Annotated in this window: 1 protein-coding gene (only partly in view); it reads left to right on the top strand. The window is 64.1% G+C overall.

Every position in this 25,377-nt window falls within one protein-coding gene, locus CGA22_RS15010, for a non-ribosomal peptide synthase/polyketide synthase, read on the top strand. The gene is 29,097 nt long; 2,039 of those nucleotides lie to the left of the window and 1,681 to its right, leaving coding positions 2,040–27,416 in view — codons 680 (partial) to 9,139 (partial); the first complete codon in view begins at position 2. Both the start codon and the stop codon lie outside the window.

Genomic DNA, 25,377 nt, shown 5'->3' with positions numbered 1-25,377 from the left:
CTGGGAAATCTGGGGCGCGCTGACCCATGGCGGTCGCCTATTGGTGGTGCCGCAACTGGTCAGCCGTTCGCCGCAGGACTGCTACGCGCTGTTGTGCGAGGCGGGTGTCACGGTGCTGAACCAGACGCCGAGCGCATTCCGCCAGTTGATCGCGGCCCAGGGCGAAAGCGAGCTGAGGCACAGCCTGCGCCAGGTGATTTTCGGCGGCGAGGCGTTGGAAACCGGCATTCTCAAACCGTGGTACGCCCGGGAAATCAACGCCGGTACGCAACTGGTGAACATGTACGGCATCACCGAAACCACGGTGCATGTGACCTATCGTGCGCTGCAAGCGGCCGATGCCCAGTTGATCGGTGTCAGCCCGATCGGCAAGCGGATTCCCGATCTGCGCCTGTACCTGCTGGACAAGTACGGCAAGCCGGTGCCCAAGGGCGTGGAGGGCGAGTTGTACGTTGGGGGCGCCGGTGTGGCGCGAGGCTACCTGAACCGGCCGGAGCTCAACGAAACGCGCTTCCTGCCCGATCCGTTCGACACCGATGCGAACGCACGGATGTACCGTACCGGCGACCTCGGTCGCTGGCTGAACAACGGTGAACTGCAATACCTGGGTCGCAACGACGAACAAGTGAAGATCCGCGGTTTCCGTATCGAGCTGGGTGAAATCGAGGCAGCACTGTCGGCTTGCGAAGGTGTCAGCGAGGCGGTGGTCATCGCCCGCGAAGACGAGCCGGGCGACAAGCGCCTGGTGGCTTATGTCATCGCCAGGGAAGACGCGCAGCCATCCGCTGTCGACCTGCGCACGCATCTGCTGGCTTCGCTGGCGGACTACATGGTGCCGAGTGCCTTCGTGATGCTCGAAGCCTTCCCGTTGACCACCAACGGCAAGCTCGACCGCAAGGCGCTGCCGGCGCCCGATTCGCAGGCCTTTGCCCGACGCAGCTATGAAGCGCCGGTGGGGCGGATTGAAGTCACCCTGGCTGCGTTGTGGGCCGAGTTGCTTGGCGTCGAGCAGGTGGGCCGCCACGACCGTTTCTTCGAACTGGGCGGACACTCGCTGCTGGCGGTCAAACTGATCGAACGCATGCGTCAGCTCGACCTGAACGCCGACGTGGGCGTGCTGTTCGGCCAGCCGACACTGGAGACCCTGGCCGCTGCCACGAGCACCAGCGGCGGTGTGGTGGTGCCGGAGAATCGGATTCCCCAGGATGTCGAGCGCATTACCCCGGACATGCTGCCCTTGGCGACCCTGACCCAGGGTGAAATCGACCGCATAGTCGCCACCGTGCCGGGCGGCGCGGACAATGTGCAGGATATCTACGGCCTGGTGCCGTTGCAGGAAGGCATCCTCTATCACCACCTGGCGACCAGCGAAGGCGATCCGTACCTGCTGCAGGCCCTGTTGCGCTTCGGCACCCGCCAGCAGTTGGACGCGTTCGGGCAAGCCTTGCAGGCGGTCATCGCCCGGCACGACATCCTGCGCACCTCGGTGGCGTGGGAAGGGCTCGGTGAACCGGTGCAGGTGGTCTGGCGCGAGGCGCGCCTGATGGTCGAAGAACTGGTCCTGGACCCGGCCGAAGGCGACATCGCCGATCAGTTGCAGGTCCGCTTCGACCCCCGCCATACCCGCTTCGATCTGCGCCAGGCGCCGATGATGCGTATTCACTTTGCCGAAGATGCCGCCGGCGGCAGTTGGGTGGCGGTGCTGCTGTTCCATCACCTGATCGATGACGCCACCTCCCTCGGCATGCTGGGCAAGGAAATCGACGCGCACCTGCAAGGTCGTTCGGCGGAGCTGCCGGTGTCGGTGCCTTACCGCAACTACGTGGCTCAGGTCCGCCTGGACAGTCATCCCGAGCAACATGAGGCGTTTTTCAGCGAGATGCTCGGCGACGTCGACGAGCCGACGCTGCCGTTCGGCCTGCAGGATGTGCAGGGCGACGGCAGCGGCATCGAAGAAGCGACGCTGGCGCTGGAGGTCGGGCTGGCCCGGCGTCTGCGTGCCCAGGCCCGGCGCCTGGGGGTGAGCACCGCCAGCCTGCACCACTTGGCCTGGGGCCAGGTGGTGGGGCGCTTGTCCGGTCGTCAGGACGTGGTGTTCGGCACCGTATTGATGGGCCGGTTGCACAGCGGACAGGAGGCCGGACATGCCTTGGGGATGTTCGTCAACACCCTGCCGTTGCGGGTCGAGGCGGGGACCCAGGGCGTGCTGGCCGCCTTGCAGGCAACCCATGGCCGGCTGGCGACGCTGCTGGGCCACGAACATGCGCCGTTGTCGTTGGCGCAGCGGTGCAGTGGCGTTGCGGCGCCGGCACCGTTGTTCAGTGCGTTGATGAACTATCGGCAGACCGCCGTGGCGGCACAGGCGAGCGAGGATGCGGGCCAGGCAAGAATCTGGGCCGGAGCGGAAATTCTCGGCGGCGAAGAACGGACCAACTACCCGCTGTCGCTGTCGGTGGATGACCTCGGTGATTCGTTCGGACTGACCGTGCAAGCCGTGGCCGGGATCGGTGCGCAACGGGTTTGCGGCTATGTGCACACCGTGCTCGAAGCGTTGGCCGATGCCCTCGACCAGGATGGCAACACCCCGCTGCACACGTTGGCCTTTGTCCCCGCCAGCGAACGCCAGCAGTTGCTGCATGACTTCAATGCCTTCGATGCGGTGTACCCGTCGGGGTTGTTGGTCCATCAACTGTTCGAGGCCCATGCTGAAGCTCAGCCTGAGATCGTTGCGCTGACGTATCAGGGGCAGAGCCTGAGCTACGGCGAGCTGAACCGGCTGTCCAACCAGATCGCCCATCGCTTGATCGAGTTGGGTGTCCGAGCCGACGACCGGGTGGCGATCTGCGTGGAACGCAGCCTGGAAATGGTGGCGGGGCTGGTGGGCATTCTCAAGGCCGGTGCCGGCTATGTGCCGCTGGACCCTGCTTACCCGGCCGAGCGCCTGGTCTACATGCTGGAGGACAGCGCACCGAAGGTGCTGCTGACCCAGCGCAGCCTGCAAGAGCGTTTTCCCACGTCCGATGTGCCTGCCTTGCTGCTCGACGGTGAGGACCGTGACGCCGTCGGCATCGACCGGCAGCCGTCCAGCAACCCGGACGCCCAGGCGAGCGGCCTGAACCCCGACAGCCTGGCGTATGTCATCTACACCTCGGGTTCCACCGGCCAGCCCAAGGGCGTGGCGATGGCGCACCGTGCCCTGGTCAACCTGATGCAGTGGCAGATCGACCAAGCCGCGCAGCAGGGGCGGGCCGCTGCGCGGACCCTGCAGTTTGCCGCGCTCGGCTTCGACGTGGCGTTCCAGGAAGTCTTCAGCACCTTGTGTGCCGGCGGCGAGTTGTCGCTGATCCATGCCGACATCCGCCTGAATTTCCACCGTCTGTTCGAGCATATCTGCCAACAGCGCATCGAACGCCTGTACCTGCCGTGCATCGCGCTGCAGGCCCTGGCCGAAGCGGTTGCCGGCGATGGCGAAGGCTCGCCGCTGGCCTGCGACCTGAAGGATGTCATCACCGCCGGCGAACAGTTGCGCATCACGCCACAGATCCGCGCATTGTTCGAGCGCCTGGATGGCTGTCGCCTGCACAACCACTATGGGCCGACCGAGTCCCACGTCACCACCGCCCTGACGTTGCCGGACGACGTCGCGGCCTGGCCGACGCTGCCGGCGATCGGCCAGCCGGTGGCCAATACGCGTATCTACCTGCTGGACGAACAGCAGCAACCGGTTCCAGTCGGCGTGGCCGGCGAGATCCACATCGGCGGGGTCTGTGTTGCCCGTGGTTACCTGAACCGCGATGACTTGACCGCCGAGCGCTTCGTCCGCGATCCGTTCGCTGTCGACGAGCAGGCGCGCCTGTACAAGACCGGTGACCTGGGCCGCTACTTGCCCGACGGCCATATCGAGTACCTGGGCCGCAATGACGATCAGATCAAGATCCGTGGCTTCCGTGTCGAGCTGGGGGAGATCGAGTCCAGGCTCTGCCAACATGGCGGAGTCAAGGAAGCGGTCGTTGTCGCCCGAGAAGACCAACCCGGCGAGAAACGCCTGGTGGCCTACATCACCGCCCAGGCGGTGGATGCGGCGCCGGAGGCCGACGCATTGCGCGCGCACTTGCAGGCGCTGCTGCCGGACTACATGGTTCCGGCGGCCTACGTGCGCCTGGAAAAACTGCCCGTGTCACCCAACGGCAAACTCGACCGCCGCGCAATGCCGGCTCCGGAAGCGGACGCCTTCGCCAGCCGTGCGTATGAAGCGCCATTGGGCGAGGTGGAAACCACGCTGGCCGGGTTGTGGGCTGACGTACTCGGTGTCGGGCAAGTGGGGCGGCACGATCATTTCTTCGAACTGGGCGGGCATTCGCTGCTGGCGGTGAAACTGATCGAACTGATGCGCAAAGCTGGACTGAGCGCCGATGTGCGGGTGCTGTTCGGTCAACCTACCTTGGCCGCCCTGGCGGCGGCGGTGGGCAGTCGTGCCGAGGTGAGCGTACCGGCCAACGGCATTGCCGCGGGCTGCGAACGGATCACCCCATCGATGCTGCCGCTGGTGACGCTGGACCAGGAGACCCTCGACCGGATCGTCGTCGGTGTGCCGGGTGGTGTCGGCAATGTCCAGGACATCTACCCCCTGGCGCCGTTGCAGGAAGGCATTCTCTATCACCACATCGCCGCCGAGGAAGGCGATCCCTACCTGCTGCAAGCCACCTTCGCGATGGACAGCCGCGCTCAACTCGACGGCTTCGTCGCGGCCTTGCAGGCCGTGATCGACCGGCACGATATCCTCAGGACCGCGCTGCTGCGCGAAGGCCTGCAGGCGCCGTTGCAGGTGGTTCTGCGCCAATGCCGGTTGACGCTCGAAGAGCAGACCCTCGATCCGGCCAAAGGCGATATCGCAGCGCAGTTGCAAGGGTTGTTCGATCCTCGCCATTGCCGGCTGGAACTCGACAAGGCGCCACTGATGCGCCTGGCCTGTGCCTGGGACAATGTGCACCAGCGCTGGGTCGCGGTTCTGCTGTTTCACCACATCGCCCTGGACCATACCGCTCTGGACGTGATGCAGGAGGAAATGCTGGCGTTCCTCAATGGCGAGGGCGGCCGCCTGGAAGCGGCCATGCCTTACCGTAATTACGTGGCGCAAACCCTGTTGGGCGTGCCGCGTGAGCAGCATGAGCGCTTTTTCCGCGACATGCTCGCTGATGTCGACGAGCCGACGCTGCCGTTCGGCCTGCGGGAAGTCCAGGGCGATGGCCGGGGCGTCGAAGAGGTCAAGCTGAACGTCGATCCGGATCTTTGCCGGCGTCTGCGGCTGCAGGCGCGCCAACTCGGCGTGAGCGCGGCAGCCTTGCATCATCTGGCATGGGCAAGGGTATTGGGGCGCGTGTCCGGTCGCGAGGACGTGGTCTTCGGCACCGTGCTGCTGGGCCGCATGCAGAGCGGCGAGGGCGCGGATCGCGCCCTGGGCATGTTCATCAATACCTTGCCGTTGCGCGTCGATGTGGGGGCGCAGAGCGTACGCGCCGGAGTCAAGACGACCCACGCGCGTCTGACCGCCCTGTTGGGCCACGAACATGCCTCGCTGGCACTGGCCCAGCGTTGCAGTGGGGTGCCGGCTTCGCTGCCGCTGTTCAGTGCCTTGTTGAACTATCGGCACAGCCCGCTCCAGGACGGCGACAGTGTCGACCGCTGGGCCGGTACGCAGGTGCTGGAAGTCATGGAGCGGACCAACTATCCATGCATGTTGTCGGTGGACGACCAGGGCACAGGCTTCCTGCTGAGCGTGCAGACGGCCGGCGGGGTTGATGCCCGCCAGGTCGGCGCCTACATGCAGACGGCCCTGGCGAGCCTGGTGGAGGCACTGGAGTGTGCGCCTGAATCCGCGATCAACGATCTGGAAATCCTGTCTGAAAACGAGCGCAGGCAGGTGCTGCAGGACTTCAACGCCACCGATGCCGAGTATCCGCTGGAACAGACCGTTCATGGGTTGTTCGAGGATCAGGTGCAGCGCACGCCGGATGCGCTGGCGGTGCGGCATGGTGAGCAACGCCTGGGCTATCGCGAGCTGAACGAGCAAGCCAACCGCCTGGCGCATTACCTGCGCCGGCAGGGCGTGCGGCCGGATTCGCGGGTGGCGATCTGTGTCGAACGCGGTATCGACATGGTGGTCGGGTTGCTGGCGATCCTCAAGGCGGGGGGCGGTTATGTGCCGCTGGATCCGGCGTATCCGGTGGATCGGATTGCCTACATGCTGGAGGACAGCGCTCCGGCGGTGGTGCTGGCCCAATCGGCAACGGTTGGTTTGTTGGCCGGCGCTTCGATGCCGGTGATCGATCTGGGCAGCGGGCTCTGGCAGGACGAATCCGTCCAGAATCCTGAGGTCACTGAACTGACCTCATCGCACTTGGCTTACGTGATCTACACCTCGGGTTCGACCGGGTTGCCCAAGGGCGTGATGATTGAACACCGGAACACGGTGAACTTCCTCACCTGGGCCCATCGGTCGTTCGATGCGCAAACCTTGTCGAAGACGCTGTTCTCGACCTCGCTGAACTTCGACCTGGCGGTGTACGAATGCTTCGCGCCACTGACGTCGGGCGGCAGCATCGAAGTGGTCACTAATGTGCTGGAACTGCAACACGGCGAGCACGACATCACCCTGATCAACACCGTGCCGTCGGCGCTCAAGGCCTTGCTGGAATCCGGTGGTCTGGGTGAGGGCGTCGACACGGTGAACGTGGCCGGTGAAGCCCTCAAGCGCAGCCTGGTAGAGGCGCTGTTCGAACAGACCTCAGTCAAGCGCCTGTGCAACCTCTATGGTCCTTCGGAAACCACGACCTATTCCAGTTGGGTCTCCATGGCCCGGGAAGACGGCTTTGCCGCCCATATCGGCAAGCCAGTCGCGAACACCCAGTTCTATCTGCTGGATGAGCACAAGCAACCGGTCCCGATGGGCGTACCGGGTGAGATCTACATCGGTGGTGCCGGTGTCGCGCGGGGTTATCTGAACCGCGATGACCTGACGGCCGAGCGTTTCCTCAAGGATCCGTTCAGCGCTGTTCCAAACGCCCGCATGTACAAGACCGGTGACCTTGGCCGCTATCTCCCGGACGGCAATATCGAATATTTGGGCCGTAACGACGATCAAGTGAAGATCCGTGGTTTCCGCATCGAACTGGGTGAGATCGAAGCGAAGCTCGCTCAACACGACGCGGTGAAAGAAGCGGTGGTCCTGGCCCGTGAAGACGTTCCGGGCGACAAGCGCCTGGTGGCCTACTTCACGCCGGCGAACGACACAGCGGACATCGAAACCCTGCGCAGCCATCTCCAAGCGCAGCTACCGGAATATATGGTTCCCGTGGCCTACGTTCGCCTCGATGCCATGCCGTTGACCCCCAATGGCAAGCTCGACCGCAAGGCCTTGCCGGCGCCGGAACACGATGCACTGATCACCCGTGGCTACGAAGCCCCCCGAGGCGAGACCGAAACCGTCCTGGCGCAGATCTGGCAGGACCTGCTAGGTCTGCAACAGATCGGTCGTCACGATCACTTCTTCGAACTCGGCGGCCATTCGCTGCTGGCTGTCAGCCTGATCGAGCGGATGCGCCAGGTCGGCCTGAGTGCCGATGTGCGCGTGTTGTTCAGCCAACCGACCCTGGCCGCGCTGGCGGTGGCTGTCGGCAACGATGGCGGCAATGAGGTGAAGGTTCCGGCCAACCTGATTGCGTCGGATTGCCAACGCATTACCCCCGACATGCTGCCGTTGGTGACGTTGTCCCAGGACGCCATCGACCGCATCATCGCGACCGTGCCGGGCGGCGCGGCCAATGTCCAGGACATCTACCCGCTGGCACCGTTGCAAGAGGGCATCCTCTATCATCACCTGGCGGCCGAACAGGGTGACCCCTACGTGCTGCAAGCGCAGTTCGCCTTCGACAGCCGCGAACGCCTGGACGATTTCACCCAGGCCTTGCAAGGCGTGATCGATCGCCATGACATCCTGCGCACGGCCATGGCCTGGGAGGGCTTGGACGAGCCGGTGCAAGTGGTCTGGCGCGAGGCCTCGCTGGGCATTGAACAGGTGGAGCTGCTGTCTGAGGACGACGACGTTGCCGTTCAGTTGAACACCCGGCAGCACCTGGATATCCGCCAGGCTCCACTGATGCGCATCAGGTTTGCCCAGGACGGGGCTAACCGGCGCTGGGTGGCGACCCTGTTGTTTCATCACATGGCGCTCGATCACACCGCACTGGAAGTGGTGCGCCACGAAATGCAGGCACACCTGTCGGGCCAGGCTGACCAATTGGGCGACGCGGTGCCGTACCGCAACTATGTGGCCCAGGCCCGCCTGGGTGTGAGCCGTGAAGAACACGAAGCGTTCTTCCACGAGATGCTGGGTGCCATCGACGAACCCACCTTGCCATTCGGTTTGCAGGATGTGCGTGGCGACGGCAGCGATGTCGAGGAGGCCAGGCAAGAGGTCGCCATCGATCTGAGCCATCGTCTGCGCAGCCAGGCCCGTCGGTTGGGGGTGAGCGCGGCGAGTCTGCACCACTTGGCCTGGGCCCTGGTGCTGGGCCGGGTATCGGGTCGCGAAGAGGTGGTGTTCGGCACCGTATTGATGGGCCGGATGCAAGGGGGCGCGGGGGCCGACCGCGCTCTGGGGATGTTCATCAATACCTTGCCGCTGGGCGTGCAGGTGGGGGCGCAGAGCGTGCGCGATGGTGTATTGGCGACGCATGCGCGGCTGACCGGGTTGCTGGGGCATGAGCACGCTTCCCTGGCATTGGCCCAGCGTTGCAGCAGCGTGGTTGCACCGACGCCATTGTTCAGTGCTTTGCTCAACTATCGTCATTCGATGGCGGAGCCCCTCGCACTGCAACCGTCCTCTGGCTGGCAAGGCATTGAGGCGCTGGGTGGCGAGGAGCGCACCAACTATCCGTTGGCGCTGTCGGTGGACGATCTGGGCGAAGGCTTCAGCCTCACCGTCCAGGCGGTGAGTGGCGTCGGTGCGCGGCGAGTCGCTGCCTATATGGAGGCCGCGCTGGCGACTTTGGCCCAGGCGCTGGAATGTGCGCCTGAGTCGTCGCTGGCCGATCTGTCGATTCTGCCCGCAGCGGAGCGTGAGCAACTGCTGGTGGCGTTCAACGCCACCGACGCCGAGTTCCCACTGGAACAGACCGTCCATGGGTTGTTCGAAGAGCAGGTGCAGCGCACGCCGGATGCGGTTGCAGTGCTGCATGGCGATCAACGCCTGAGCTATGGCGAACTGAACGAGCAGGCCAACCGACTGGCGCATTACCTGCGCCGGCAGGGCGTGCGGCCGGATTCGCGGGTGGCGATCTGTGTCGAGCGTGGCCTCGACATGGTCGTGGGCTTGCTGGCGATCCTCAAGGCGGGGGGCGGTTACGTGCCACTGGATCCGGCGTATCCGGCGGATCGGATTGCCTACATGCTGGAGGACAGCGCGCCGGCGGTGGTCCTGGCCCAGACGGCGACCCTTGGGTTGTTGGCTGATGCCACGATGCCGGTCATCGATTTGGGCAGCGGGCGCTGGCAGGACGAGTCGGTCTCGAATCCAGAGGTTGCAGGGCTGACCTCATCGCACTTGGCCTACGTGATCTACACCTCCGGTTCCACCGGCTTGCCTAAAGGCGTGATGATCGAACACCGCAACACGGTGAACTTCCTGACTTGGGCCCATCGGTCGTTCGATGCCCAGACGCTGTCGAAAACGCTGTTCTCGACCTCGCTGAACTTCGACCTGGCGGTCTACGAGTGCTTTGCACCGTTGACCAGCGGCGGCAGCATCGAGGTCGTCACTAATGTGCTGGAACTGCAACACGGCGAGCACGACATCACCCTGATCAACACCGTGCCGTCGGCGCTCAAGGCCTTGCTGGAATCCGGTGGTCTGGGCGAGGGCGTGGACACGGTGAACGTGGCCGGTGAAGCGCTCAAGCGCAGCCTGGTAGAGGCGCTGTTCGAACAGACCTCAGTCAAGCGCCTGTGCAACCTCTACGGTCCTTCGGAAACCACGACCTATTCCAGTTGGGTCTCGATGGCCCGCGAAGACGGCTTTGCCGCCCATATCGGTAAGCCGGTCGCCAACACCCAGTTCTACCTGCTGGATGAGCACAAGCAGCCGGTGCCATTGGGTGTCCCAGGGGAAATCTACATCGGTGGTGCAGGTGTCGCCCGTGGCTATCTCAATCGTGATGATCTGACCGCCGAGCGTTTCCTCACGGATCCGTTCAGCGCCACGCCCAACGCCCGGATGTACAAGACCGGCGACCTGGGCCGCTACCTGCCGGACGGCAACATCGAATACCTGGGCCGCAACGACGACCAGGTGAAGATCCGTGGTTTCCGTATCGAACTGGGCGAGATCGAAGCCAAGCTCGCCCAACACGACGCGGTGAAGGAAGCGGTGGTACTGGCCCGTGAAGACGTTCCGGGCGACAAACGCCTCGTGGCCTATTTCACTCAATCGGAAGCGGTGGACATCGAGGCTCTGCGCAGCCATCTGCAAGCGCAGCTGCCGGAATACATGGTCCCCGTGGCCTACGTGCACCTCGATAAACTGCCCCTGACCCCCAACGGCAAACTCGACCGCAAGGCCTTGCCGGCCCCGGAACACGATGCACTGATCACCCGTGGCTACGAAGCCCCGCAAGGCGAAATCGAAACCACCCTGGCGCAGATCTGGCAGGACCTGCTCAAGGTCGAGCGCGTCGGTCGTCACGATCACTTCTTCGAACTGGGCGGCCACTCCCTGCTGGCCGTCAGCCTGATCGAACGGATGCGTCAGGCCGGCCTGAGTGCCGATGTGCGTATCCTGTTCAATCAATCGACCCTGGCTGCGCTGGCGTCGGCCATCGGTGGCGGCAGCGAAGTGAGTGTCCCGGCAAACCTGATTCCTTCGGATTGTGAACACATCACCCCGGCCATGCTGCCACTGGTATCGCTGGACCAGGATGCCATTGACCGTATCGTCGCGACGGTACCGGGCGGTGCGGCCAATGTGCAGGACATCTATCCGTTGGCGCCGTTGCAGGAGGGCATCCTCTATCACCACCTGGCGGCCGAACAGGGTGACCCCTACGTGCTGCAAGCGCAGTTCGCCTTCGACAGCCGCGAACGCCTGGACGATTTCACCCAGGCCTTGCAAGGCGTGATCGATCGCCACGACATCCTGCGCACGGCCATGGCCTGGGAGGGCTTGGACGAGCCGGTGCAAGTGGTCTGGCGCAACGCGTCGCTCGGCGTCGAGCAGGTGTTGCTGCGGGATGAGGACGGTGACATCGCCGGTCAGTTGCAAGCACGCTTCGATGCGCGGCACCACCGCTTGGATATCCGCCAGGCGCCGTTGATGTGCATCCGCTTTGCTCAGGATGCAACCCACCAGCGTTGGGTAGCGACCCTGTTGTTTCATCACATGGCGCTCGATCACACCGCACTGGAAGTGGTGCGCCATGAGATGCAGGCGCACTTGCTCGGACAGGCCGGGCAGTTGGCGGCGGCGATGCCTTATCGCAACTATGTGGCCCAGGCGCGCCTGGGCGTCAGCCAGCAGGAGCACGAAGGTTTCTTCCGCGACATGCTTGGCGACGTGGACGAGCCGACGTTGCCGTTCGGCCTGCACGATGTGCAAGGCGCAGGACAGGGGATCGAAGAAGCCACGTTGGCGCTCGCCAGCAGCTTGAGTCATGACCTGAGGATTCAGGCACGCCGGCTTGGTGTGAGCGCGGCAAGTCTGGTCCACCTGGCCTGGGCGCAGGTGCTGGGCCGTGTATCGGGCCGGGACGACGTGGTGTTCGGCACCGTGCTGATGGGGCGGATGCAGGGCGGCGAGGGCGCCGACCGCGCCTTGGGGATGTTCATCAACACCTTGCCGCTACGGGTGAACCTGGGGCAGGCCGCCGTCCGTGCAGGCGTGAGAGCGACCCATGGCCGCTTGACCGCGCTGCTGGGGCATGAGCATGCGTCCCTGGCGCTGGCGCAGCGTTGCAGTGGGGTGGCGGCACCGACGCCGCTGTTCAGTGCGTTGCTCAACTACCGTCACACCGATGCGAACCAGGCCCCGTCTGCCTGGAGCGGTATTGAGGTGCTCAGTGGTGAAGAGCGGACCAACTACCCGCTGATGCTGTCGGTGGACGATCTGGGCGAAGATTTCAGCCTGACTGTCCAGGTGGTGAGCGGAATCGGTGCGCCGCGGATCTGTGCCTATATGGAAACCGCGCTGGCGACTCTGGCCCAGGCGCTGGAATGTGCGCCTGAGTCGTCGCTGGCCGATCTGCCGATTCTGCCTGCCGCGGAACGTGAGCAACTGCTGGTGGCATTCAACGCCACCGAGGCCGAGTATCCGCTGGAACAGACCGTTCACGGGTTGTTCGAGGAGCAGGTGCAGCGCACGCCGGAAGCAATGGCAGTGCGGCATGGCGATCAGCGCCTGAGCTATCGCGAGCTGAACGAGCAAGCCAACCGCCTGGCGCATTACCTGCGCGGGCAGGGCGTGCGGCCGGACTCGCGGGTGGCGATCTGTGTCGAGCGCGGTCTCGACATGGTGGTCGGGCTGCTGGCGATCCTCAAAGCGGGGGGCGGTTATGTGCCGCTGGATCCGGCGTATCCGGCGGATCGGATTGCCTACATGCTGGAGGACAGCGCGCCGGCGGTGGTGCTGGCCCAATCGGCAACGGTTGGTTTGTTGGCCGGTGCTTCGATGCCGGTGATCGATCTGGGCAGCGGGCTCTGGCAGGACGAATCCGTCCAGAATCCTGAGGTCACTGAACTGACCTCATCGCACTTGGCTTACGTGATCTACACCTCGGGTTCGACCGGGTTGCCGAAGGGCGTAATGATCGAACACCGGAACACGGTGAACTTCCTCACCTGGGCCCATCGGTCGTTCGATGCGCAAACCCTGTCGAAAACGTTGTTCTCCACGTCGCTGAACTTCGACTTGGCAGTCTACGAATGCTTCGCACCGCTGACGTCGGGCGGCAGCATCGAAGTGGTCACTAATGTGCTGGAACTGCAACACGGCGAGCACGACATCACCCTGATCAACACCGTGCCGTCGGCGCTCAAGGCTCTGCTGGAGTCCGGTGGGCTGGGTGAGGGCGTGGACACCGTGAACGTGGCCGGTGAAGCCCTCAAGCGCAGCCTGGTAGAGGCGCTGTTCGAACAGACCTCAGTCAAGCGCCTGTGCAACCTCTATGGTCCTTCGGAAACCACGACCTACTCCAGTTGGGTATCGATGGCCCGCGAAGACGGGTTTGCCGCGCATATTGGCAAACCGGTCGCCAACACCCAGTTCTATCTGCTGAATGAGCACAAGCAACCGGTCCCGTTGGGCGTACCGGGTGAGATCTACATCGGTGGTGCCGGTGTCGCGCGGGGTTATCTCAATCGTGATGACCTCACTGCCGAGCGTTTCCTCAAGGATCCGTTCAGCCGTGAACCGAATGCCCGGATGTACAAGACCGGCGACCTGGGTCGCTACCTGCCGGATGGCAACATCGAATACCTGGGCCGCAACGACGACCAGGTGAAGATCCGTGGTTTCCGTATCGAACTGGGCGAGATCGAAGCCAAGCTCGCTCAACACGACGCGGTAAAAGAAACGGTGGTACTGGCTCGTGAAGACGTGCCGGGCGACAAGCGCCTGGTGGCCTACTTCACGCCGGCGAACGACACAGCGGACATCGAAACCCTGCGCAGCCATCTCCAAGGGCAGCTACCGGAATACATGGTCCCCGTGGCCTACGTTCGCCTCGATGCCATGCCGCTGACCCCTAACGGCAAGCTCGACCGCAAGGCTTTGCCGGCCCCGGAACACGATGCACTGATCACCCGTGGTTACGAAGCCCCGCAAGGCGAAACAGAAATTGCCCTGGCACAACTCTGGTCCGAGGTGCTCAAGGTCGAGCGCGTCGGCCGTCATGATCACTTCTTCGAACTCGGTGGCCATTCCCTGCTGGCCGTCAGCCTGATCGAGCGGATGCGCCAGGCCGGCTTGAGCGCCGACGTGCGCGTGCTGTTCGGCCAGCCGACGTTGATGGCGCTGGCGGCAGCGGTGGGCAGTGGCAGCGAAATCGTGGTGCCGGACAACGGTATCCCGCCGGGTTGCACGCGGATCACCCCCGACATGCTCACACTGACCCACCTGGATCAGGAGGCCATCGACCATATCGCGTCGAAAGTGCCGGGTGGCATGGGCAACGTACAGGACATCTACCCGCTGGCGCCGTTGCAGGAAGGCATCCTCTATCACCATCTGGCTGCCGAACAGGGCGACCCTTATGTATTGCAGTCGCAGTTCGCCTTCGACAACCGCGCGCGCCTGGATGAGTTTGTCCAGGCCCTGCAAGTGGTGATCGATCGCCACGACATCCTGCGTACCGCCATCGTCTGGGAGGGCCTCGATGAACCTCAGCAAGTGGTCTGGCGCGAGGCGCGTCTGGGGCTGGAGACGTTCGTTGCGGATCCACAGGCCGGTGCCGTCAGCGAACAACTGCACAGTCGTTTCAATGCCCGGCACTATGCCCTTGACCTGACCCAGGCCCCGCTGATGCGCCTGGCGTTCGCGGAAGATCAGCCCAACCAGCGCTGGATCGCGATGCTGCTGTTCCATCACATCGCCCTCGATCATGCGGCGATGAAAGTGGTGCAGCGCGAAATGCTGGCGTATCTGCAGGGTCGGGCTGACCAGTTGGACACCCCCGCGCCGTACCGCAACTATGTGGCTCAGGCCCGCCTGGGGGTGAGTCGTGAAGAGCATGAAGGCTTCTTCAGCGACATGCTCGGCGATGTGGATGAGCCGACGCTGCCGTTTGGCCTGCACGATGTACAGGGCGACGGTGACGATATCGAGACGGCGACACAGCTGCTCGACAGCGACCTGAGCCGTCGCCTGCGGCGTCTGGCCCGCCAGTCAGGCGTGGGCGCGGCGAGCCTGCACCACTTGGCCTGGGCGCAGGTGCTGGGCCGGGTCTCGGGCAGGAGCGATGTGGTATTCGGCACGGTCCTGATGGGCCGGATGCAGGGCGGCGAAGGGGCCGATCGTGCGTTGGGCATGTTCATCAATACCCTGCCGCTTCGCGTCGGTGTCGATGAGCGGGACGTCAAGGCCGGCGTCAAGGAAGTGCACGGTCGACTGACCGCCCTGTTGGGGCATGAGCATGCCCCATTGGCACTGGCCCAGCGTTGCAGCGCGGTGGCCGCGCCGACGCCGCTGTTCAGCGCCTTGCTCAACTACCGTAACTCCAGCGAACAAGCCAACGGACAGGACACCCTGGCGGCCTGGCAGGACATCGAAACCCTGGGCGGTGAAGCACGCACCAACTATCCGCTGACCCTGTCGGTGGATGACCTGGGTGAAGACTTCGCCTTGACCGTCCTGGCCAGCCACGGCGTGGGCGCGCAGCGGATCTGTGCCTACATGGAAACCGCCCTGCACAGCCTGGCCAAGGCCCTGGAGTTCAACCCCACGACATGCCTGCACAGTCTGGAGGTGCTGCCGCAAGTCGAGCGCCGGCAAGTGTTGATGGGGTTCAACGCCACTTGCCGTCGTTATCCGCAGCAGCGGACCGTCAATGACTTGTTCGAAGCACAGGTGCAGGCACATCCCGATGCCGTTGCCGTGGTCCATGACGAGCAACGCCTGACTTACCGCGAACTCAATGCCAGGGCCAACCGCCTGGCCCGTCATCTGATTGGTCTGGGTACTCAATTGGGCGACAGCGTGGCCATTGGCTTGGCACGTTCGACCGACTTGCTGGTCAGTCAATTGGCCGTGCTCAAATGTGCTGCCGTCTACGTGCCGCTGGATGTCAACGCGCCGGTCGAGCGCCAGCAATTCATGGTCCAGGACAGTGGCGCACAGCTGGTGTTGACCCTGAGCACCCTGGTTGTGCCTGAAGGTGTGCAACGGTTGGACCTGGATACCGTCGAGCTGGACGAGTCTGCCGATAACCTGGACCTGACCCAGGACGCCGAGTCGGTTGCGTACATCATGTACACCTCCGGTTCCACCGGGATGCCGAAGGGCGTGCTGGTGCCGCATCGGGCGATCAACCGCTTGGTGATCAACAACGGCTACGCCGATTTCAACCAGCAGGACCGGGTGGCGTTCGCTTCGAACCCGGCCTTCGATGCCAGTACTCTCGATGTGTGGGCGCCGTTGCTCAACGGCGGCTGCGTAGTGGTGGTCGAGCAGGATGTGTTGCTGTCCCGGGAACGGTTCGCGGCGTTGTTGACCGAGCAATCGGTCAGCGTGTTGTGGATGACCGCCGGGCTGTTCCACCAGTACGCCGACGGCCTGCTGCCGGTGTTCAAGCAACTGCGTTACCTGATCGTGGGTGGCGATGTGTTGGAACCGGCGGTAATCGCGCGCGTGCTCAAGGATGGCGCACCGCAACATCTGCTCAACGGCTATGGCCCGACCGAAGCCACGACGTTTACCACCACTTACGAAATCAAGAACGTGGGCGAGGGCGGTATCCCGATTGGACATCCGATCGGCAACACCCGCGTCTACGTGTTGGATGCGAACCAGCAGCCGGTGCCGGTGGGTGTGGCGGGTGAGTTGTACATCGGTGGCGATGGCGTAGCGAACGGCTACCTGAACCGTCCGGAACTGACCGCCGAGAAATTCGTCGCCGATCCGTTCAGCGCCGATCCGGCGGCCTTGCTCTACCGCACCGGCGACCTGGCGCGCTGGCGTGCCGACGGAGCCGTGGATTACCTGGGTCGCAACGACGACCAGGTGAAGATCCGTGGCTTCCGCATCGAACTGGGCGAGATCGAAGCCCGACTCGCACAACATGAGGCTGTGAAGGACTGCGTGGTCCTGGCCCGCGAAGACGTGCCGGGTGAGAAACGCCTGGTGGCTTATTTCACTCAAGCGCTGGACGTGGACATCGAGGCGTTGCGCGCCCATCTGCAAGGGCAACTGCCGGAGTACATGGTGCCGGTGGCCTACATGCGCCTCGACGCATGGCCGCTGACCGCCAACGGCAAATTGGATCGTCGCGCACTCCCGGCGCCGGATCTTGACTCACTCGCCACACGGGCCTATGAGGCCCCGCAAGGCGAAGTCGAAGCCACGTTGGCACAGCTATGGCAAGACCTGCTCAACGTCGAGCGCATCGGTCGTCATGATCATTTCTTCGAGCTGGGCGGTCACTCGTTGTTGGCGGTGACGTTGATCGAGCGCATGCGCCAGGCCGGCTTGAGCGCTGACGTGCGGGTGCTGTTCAGCCAGCCGACCCTGGCGGCGCTGGCCGCGGCCGTCGGTAGCGGCAAGGAGGTCAAGGTGCCTGTGAACCTGATCGCCTGCGGCTGTGAACGGATTACGCCGGACATGCTCACGCTGATACAGCTTGATCAGGAAGCGATTGATCAGGTCGTGGCAACGGTGCCGGGCGGCGCGCGCAATGTGCAGGACATCTACCCGTTGGCGCCGTTGCAGGAAGGTATCCATTACCATCACCTGGCCGCCGAGCAGGGCGATCCCTATGTGTTGAAAATCCTGTTTGAAGTACGCAGTCGGGATCGGCTGTCGGCTTTTGCGGCTGCGTTGCAGCATGTCATCGACCGGCACGACATCCTCCGTACCAGCGTGGTGTGGCAAGGGTTCGATTCGCCAGTGCAAGTGGTCTGGCGCAACGCGCCGCTGGCGGTGGATGAGGTGGCGCTGGCAGCCGGGGCGGGCGATGTCGCTACCCTGTTGCAGGAGCGTTTCGATCCACGGCATTACCGTCTCGATATCACCCGGGCGCCCATGATGCGCCTGGTGTTTGCCCAGGACGCGGCCAACCAGCGTTGGGTCGCGATGCTGCTGTTCCACCATATGGCGCTGGACCACACCGCCATGGAGGTGGTGCGGCACGAGATGCAGGCGCATCTGTTGGGCGAGGCCGAGCCGCTGGCCGCGGCTGTGCCGTATCGCAACTATGTGGCCCAGGCTCGCCTGGGCGTGAGCCAAGCGGAGCACGAAGCATTCTTCCGCGAGATGCTCGGTGATGTAGACGAGCCGACGCTGCCGTTCGGTCTTCAGGATGTGCAGGGGGATGGACGGGATATCGAGGAAGCCAGACTGCCTGTCGACCTGTCGTTGAGCCTGCGTCTGCGAGCCCAGGCGCGCCAGCTCGGCGTGAGTGCGGCCAGCCTGGTTCACCTGGCCTGGGGGCAGGTGCTGGGCCAGGTGTCCGGCAAACCGGATGTGGTGTTCGGCACCGTGCTGATGGGGCGGATGCAAGGTGGCGATGGGGCTGATCGGGCGCTGGGCATGTTCATCAACACCTTGCCGTTGCGGGTGGATGTGGGCGACCAGGGCGTGCGTGACGGCGTGAACGCCACTCACGCCCGGTTGACCGGCCTGCTGGGGCACGAGCATGCCTCCCTGGCGCTGGCCCAGCGTTGCAGCGGCGTAGCCGCGCCGATGCCGTTGTTCGGTGCGTTGCTCAATTATCGGCATAGCGCGGTTGACGGGCATTCGAGCGAGACCCTGGCCGGTTGGGAAGGCATCGAGACCCTCGACATCGAAGAACGCACCAACTATCCGCTGAGCCTCTCGGTGGACGACCTGGGCGAAGGCTTCGGCCTGACGGCGCTGGCCGTACCGCAGATCGGCGCACAGCGGGTCTGTGTCTATATGAACGTCGCGCTGGAACATTTGGTGGAGGCCCTGGAGCAGGCACCGCAGACGCGATTGGACAGTCTGTCGATCCTGCCGGCGGACGAGCGCCAGCAGGTGGTGGCAGACTTCAACGCGAGCACTCGCAGCTATCCACGGGACAGCACCGTCCATGGCCTGTTCGAAGCCCAGGTGCAGGCGCATCCCGACGCCGTTGCCGTTGTCCATGCCGGGCATGGCCTGACTTACCGCGAACTCAACGCCAGGGCCAACCGCCTGGCTCGCCACCTGACTGGTCTGGGCACCCAGCTGGGCGACAGCGTGGCCATCGGGCTGGCGCGTTCGGTTGACCTGCTGGTCAGTCAATTGGCCGTGCTCAAATGTGCTGCCGTCTACGTGCCGCTGGATGTCAACGCACCGGTCGAACGCCAGCAGTTCATGGTCCAGGACAGTGGCGCACGGGTGGTGCTGACCCTGAGCACGATGGTTGTGCCTGAAGGTGTGCAACGGATGGACCTGGATACCGTCGAGCTGGACGAGTCTGCCGATAACCTGGACCTGACCCAGGACGCCGAGTCGGTTGCGTACATCATGTACACCTCCGGCTCCACCGGGATGCCGAAGGGCGTGCTGGTGCCGCATCGGGCGATCAGCCGCTTGGTGATCAACAACGGTTATGCCGATTTCAACCAGCAGGACCGGGTGGCGTTCGCCTCGAACCCGGCGTTCGACGCCAGCACCCTGGATGTCTGGGCACCGTTGCTCAACGGCGGTTGCGTGGTGGTGGTCGAGCAGGATGTATTGCTGAACCAGGAGCGCTTTGCGGCGCTGTTGACCGAGCAGTCGGTCAGTGTGCTGTGGATGACCGCCGGGCTGTTCCACCAGTACGCCGACGGCCTGCTGCCGGTGTTCAAGCAACTGCGTTACCTGATCGTGGGTGGCGATGTGTTGGATCCGGCGGTAATCGCGCGCGTGCTCAAAGATGGCGCACCGCAACATCTGCTCAACGGCTATGGCCCGACCGAAGCCACGACGTTTACCACCACTTACGAAATCAAGAACGTGGGCGAGGGCGGTATCCCTATCGGTCGACCTATCGGCAACACCCGCGTCTACGTGCTGGATGCGAACCAGCAGCCGGTGCCGGTGGGTGTGGCGGGTGAGTTGTACATCGGCGGTGACGGTGTCGCCCTCGGCTACCTGAACCGTCCGGAGCTGACCGCCGAGAAATTCGTCGCCGATCCGTTCAGCGCCGATCCGGCGGCCTTGCTCTACCGCACCGGCGACCTGGCGCGCTGGCGCGCGGACGGCACCGTGGATTACCTGGGGCGTAACGACGACCAGGTGAAGATCCGTGGTTTCCGTGTCGAACTGGGCGAGATCGAGGCGCGGCTGGGCCAGTGCGTCGGCGTGAAGGACGCCGTGGTGGTGGCGCGGCAGGATGAAGCCGGGCCGAAACGCCTGGTGGGTTATGTGATTCCGGAAGCGGACGTCAGCCTGTCGGTACACGACCTGCGCAGCCAGTTGGCAAGCACGCTGGCCGAGTACATGGTCCCCAGCGCCTTTGTGGTGCTGCCATCCTTCCCATTGACTGCCAACGGCAAGCTGGACCGCCGCGCGCTGCCGGCCCCGGATGCCGATGCCTATGCCAGTCGCGAATACGAAGCTCCGCAAGGCGAAGTGGAGCAGACCCTGGCCCGGCTCTGGGCCGAGGTGCTCAAGGTCGAGCAGGTGGGGCGTCACGACCACTTCTTCGAACTCGGTGGCCATTCGCTGTTGGCGGTGACCCTGATCGAGCGCATGCGCCAGGTCGGTTTGAGCGCCGATGTGCGGGTGCTGTTCAGTCAGCCGACCCTGGCGGCACTGGCGGCCGCCGTCGGCAGCGGCAAGGAAGTCGAGGTGCCGGCGAATCTCATCGAGTCCGGCTGTGGGCGTATCACCCCGGCCATGCTGCCGTTGGTGAGCCTCGACCAGGAAACGATCGACCGGATTGTCGCCACCGTTCCGGGTGGCGCGTCCAATGTGCAGGACATCTACCCGCTGGCGCCGCTACAGGAAGGCATCCTCTATCATCACCTGGCCGCCGAACAGGGCGACCCCTATGTGCTGCAATCGCAGTTCGCCTTTGACAACCGTGAACGTCTCGACGCGTTCGTCGACGCGTTGCAGGGGGTGATCGACCGTCACGACATCCTGCGCACCAGCGTGGCCTGGGAAGGTCTGGACGAACCGGTGCAACTGGTCTGGCGTCACGTGAGGCTGGAGCCGCAATGCTTCGAAGCCGATGCCACGGCCGGCGATGTCGCCACGCAACTGGCGAGCCGCTTCGATGCTCGCCATTATCGCCTGGACCTGCGTCGAGCACCGATGCTGCAGCTGGTCTACGCCCAGGATGAAGCCCAGGATGAAGCCCAGGAGCGTTGGGTGGCGACCCTGCTGTTCCACCACATGGCGCTGGACCACACTGCGCTGGAAGTGGTGCAACACGAGATGCAGGCGCACTTGATCGGCGAGGCCGGGCAACTGACTGAAGCCGTGCCGTATCGCAACTACGTGGCCCAGGCCCGACTGGGCATGAGCGAGGCGGAACACGAGGCGTTCTTCCGCGAGATGCTGGCTGACGTCGATGAGCCAACGCTGCCCTTCGGGTTGGCACAGGTGCAAGGCGACGGACGCGGCATCGGGGAAGTGAGCGAAGCGCTCGGTCACGCGCTGAGCCTTCGTCTGCGGACCCAGGCCCGACTGCTCGGTGTGAGCGCCGCGAGCCTGGTCCATCTGGCCTGGGCCCAGGTCTTGAGCATGGCGACCGGACAGAAAGACGTGGTGTTCGGCACGGTATTGCTGGGCCGGATGCAGGGCGGCGAAGGAGCCGACCGGGCGCTGGGCATGTTCATCAATACCTTGCCGGTCCGTGTGCCGGTGGATGAGCAGAGTGTGCGTGACGCGGTCCGCATGACCCACGGGCGCTTGACCGGCCTGTTGGGCCACGAGCATGCGTCGCTGGCCCTGGCTCAGCGTTGCAGCGGCGTGGCCGCGCCAACCCCGCTGTTCAGCGCACTGCTGAATTATCGGCACAGTGCGACTCAGATAACGGACGAAGTGTTGTCGGCCTGGAGCGGTATGCAGAGGCTGTCCAGCGAGGAACGGACCAACTATCCGCTGACATTGAATGTCGATGACCTGGGTGACGATTTCAGCCTGACGGTCCAGGTGGATGCGCAGCTCAGTGCCCAACGCATCAGTGGCTATATGCAGGTTGCCCTGCAAAGCCTGGTGGATGCCTTGGAGCACGCCCCGCAAACGCCGATGCACAGCCTGACGGTGTTGCCTGCGGCCGAGCGCCGGCAGTTGCTGGAGACCTGGAATGCTTCGGATGCGGTGTATGCCGATGATGCATTGATCCATCGGCAATTCGAGGCCTGGGCGGCGGCGCAATCCGACGCCGTGGCTGTGGTGTTCGAGGACCGCACGCTGACCTACGGCGAACTCAATGCCCGGGCCAACCAGCTTGCCCACCGGTTGCTGGCCCTGGGCATTCGTCCGGATGACCGGGTAGCGATCTGTGTCGAGCGTGGCCTGGACATGATCATTGGTCTGTTGGGCATCCTCAAGGCGGGTGCCGGTTATGTGCCGCTGGATCCGGCTTATCCTCAGGAGCGCCTGGCGTTCATGCTCGACGACAGCGCGCCGGTGGCATTGCTCACCCAGTCGCATCTGTTGGCTCATCTGCCCGGGCTGTCTGCCTCCGTATTGCTGCTCGATCAGCCTGAAACAGCGGGTATCGCGCAACAACCGCAGCACAACCCCGGTCTCGAGACGCTGACGTCCCGGCACTTGGCCTATGTGATCTACACCTCCGGTTCCACTGGTTTACCGAAAGGGGTAATGGTCGAGCATCGCAACGTCGCGCGGTTGTTCTCGGCCACCCAAGCGTGGTTCGACTTCGGCCCGCAGGACGTCTGGGCGTTGTTCCACTCCTTCGCCTTCGACTTCTCGGTCTGGGAAATCTGGGGCGCGCTGACCCATGGCGGTCGTTTGTTGGTGGTGCCGCAGCTGGTCAGCCGTTCGCCACAGGACTGCTACACACTGTTGTGCGAGGCGGGCGTCACGGTGCTGAACCAGACGCCGAGCGCGTTCCGTCAGTTGATCGCAGCCCAGGGCGAAAGCGACCTGAACCACAGCCTGCGGCAAGTGATTTTCGGCGGTGAAGCCTTGGAAACCGGGATCCTCAAGCCCTGGTACGCCCGCGAAGCCAATGCCGGCACGCAACTGGTGAACATGTACGGCATCACCGAAACCACCGTGCACGTGACCTACCGTGCGTTGTCTGCCGCCGATGCCCAACTCACCGGCGTCAGCCCCATCGGTAAACGCATCCCTGACTTGCAGTTGTATGTGCTCGACGCCCGGCGCGAACCCGTGCCGGTTGGTGTGGTCGGCGAAATGTACGTCGGTGGCGCGGGTGTCAGCCGGGGCTACCTGAACCGCGACGAACTGACCGCCGAGCGTTTCCTGAAGAACCCGTTCAGCGATGAACCGAACGCCCGCATGTACAAGACCGGCGACCTGGGTCGCTGGCTGGCGGACGGCAGCATCGAATACCTGGGCCGTAACGATGACCAGGTGAAGATCCGTGGCTTCCGTATCGAATTGGGCGAAATCGAAGCAACACTGGCGGCCTGCGCGGGTGTCAGCGAAGCGGTGGTCATCGCCCGCGAAGACGAGCCGGGCGACAAGCGCCTGGTGGCCTATGTGATTGCCGAAGCAGGTGCGCAACCAACGGCTGCTGAGCTGCGCACGCAGTTGCTGGGTTCGCTGGCGGACTACATGGTGCCGAGTGCCTTCGTGATGCTCGAAGCCTTCCCGTTGACCACCAACGGCAAGCTGGATCGTAAGGCCTTGCCGGTGCCGGATCAGTCGTCGGTGGCAACCCGTGAATACGAAGCTCCGCAGGGGACAGTCGAGACGACCATCGCCGCGCTATGGCAAGACTTGCTGGACCTGGAGCGGATCGGTCGCCATGACAACTTCTTCGAATTGGGCGGCCATTCGCTGCTGGCGGTGAAGTTGATCGAGCGCATGCGTCAGGTCGACCTGAGCGCCGATGTGCGCGTGTTGTTCGGTCAGCCGACCCTGGCTGCGTTGGCTGCGGCCGTGGGCGGTGTCCACGAAGTCGTGGTGCCGGCCAACCTGATACCGGACAATTGCACCCGCATCACCCCGGAGATGCTGCCCTTGGTCGACCTGGACCAGGACGCTATCGAGCGGATCGTTGCCACGGTGCCCGGCGGCGTCGCCAATGTGCAGGACATCTATGCCCTGGCGCCGTTGCAGGAAGGCATTCTGTATCACCATCTCGCCGCCGCCCAGGGCGATCCCTACCTGCAATATGTGATGTTCGGTTTCGACAGCTTCACGCGCCTGGAAAGTTTTGCCGAGGCGTTGCAAGCGGTCGTTGCCCGCCACGACATCCTGCGCACCGGTGTGGTCTGGGAAGGCCTGGCCGAGCCGGTGCAGGTGGTCTGGCGCGATGCTCGGTTGCAGGTCGAATCGGTGTCGCTGAATCCGGCGGCAGGCGATATCGCCATGCAACTGCACCAGCGTTTCGATCCGCGGCACTATCGCCTGGACATCCGCCAGGCGCCGCTGATGCGCATCGCTTATGCGCAAGACCCGGCGAACCAGCGCTGGGTGGCCATCCTGCTGTTCCATCATTTGGTGGACGACGCGACGTCGCTGGCGGTGCTGTCTGCGGAAATCGAGGCGCACATGCTCGACGAGCGGCAGCACCTGTCGGCCTCTGTGCCGTATCGCAACTACGTGGCCCAGGCCCGCCTGGGTGTGAGCTCTGAGGCTCATGAAGCGTTCTTCCGCGACATGCTGGGTGACCTCGACGAACCGACGCTGCCGTTCGGCTTGCAGGATGTGCAAGGCGACGGCAGTGGCATCGAAGAGCTTCGCCAGGACGTCGATGCCGATCTGAGTCGACGGGTGCGAGCCCAGGCCCGTCAGTTGGGCGTGAGCGCGGCCAGCCTGTATCACCTGGTCTGGGCGCAGGTGCTGGGCAAGGTGTCGGGCAAGGACGACGTGGTGTTCGGTACCGTGCTGGTGGGCCGGATGCAGGGCGGCGAGGGTGCCGACCGGGCGCTGGGGATGTTCATCAATACCTTGCCGCTGCGGGTGAGCCTGGGGCAAACCGCTGTCGGTGCGGGCGTGAAGGCGACCCATGCACGCTTGACCGCGTTGCTCGGCCATGAGCACGCCTCGTTGGCCCTGGCGCAACGTTGCAGCGGCGTGGAAGCGCCGACGCCGTTGTTCAGTGCCTTGCTCAACTACCGCCATACCGGCGCGCTGACCTCGACCGAGGCGTTGTCGGCCTGGGAGGGTATCCAGGTGCTCGGTGGTGAAGAACGGACCAATTACCCATTGACCTTGAACGTCGACGACCAAGGCGAGGCATTCAGTTTCACGGTCATGACGCCGGCACGCATTGGTGCGCAGCGCCTATGCGGCTACGTGCAACAGACGCTGGAAAGTCTGATCGTGATGCTGGAGCAGACACCTGAAGCGCCGTTACATCGGTTGTCCATCCTGCCCCACGACGAACGCCGCAAGTTGCTGCTGGAATTCAATGCCAACGAAGCCGATGACCTGCAGCAATCGTTCATTCACGAGCTGTTCGAAGCCCAGGCGCATCGCACGCCTGAGGCCGTGGCGGTGGTGCATGGCGAACAACGCCTGAG

The organism is Pseudomonas sp. PSB18 (assembly GCF_014596565.1).
Classification (GTDB): domain Bacteria; phylum Pseudomonadota; class Gammaproteobacteria; order Pseudomonadales; family Pseudomonadaceae; genus Aquipseudomonas.
Note: the sequence above shows the minus strand (reverse complement) of the source record. Positions and strands in the feature narration are given on the sequence as shown.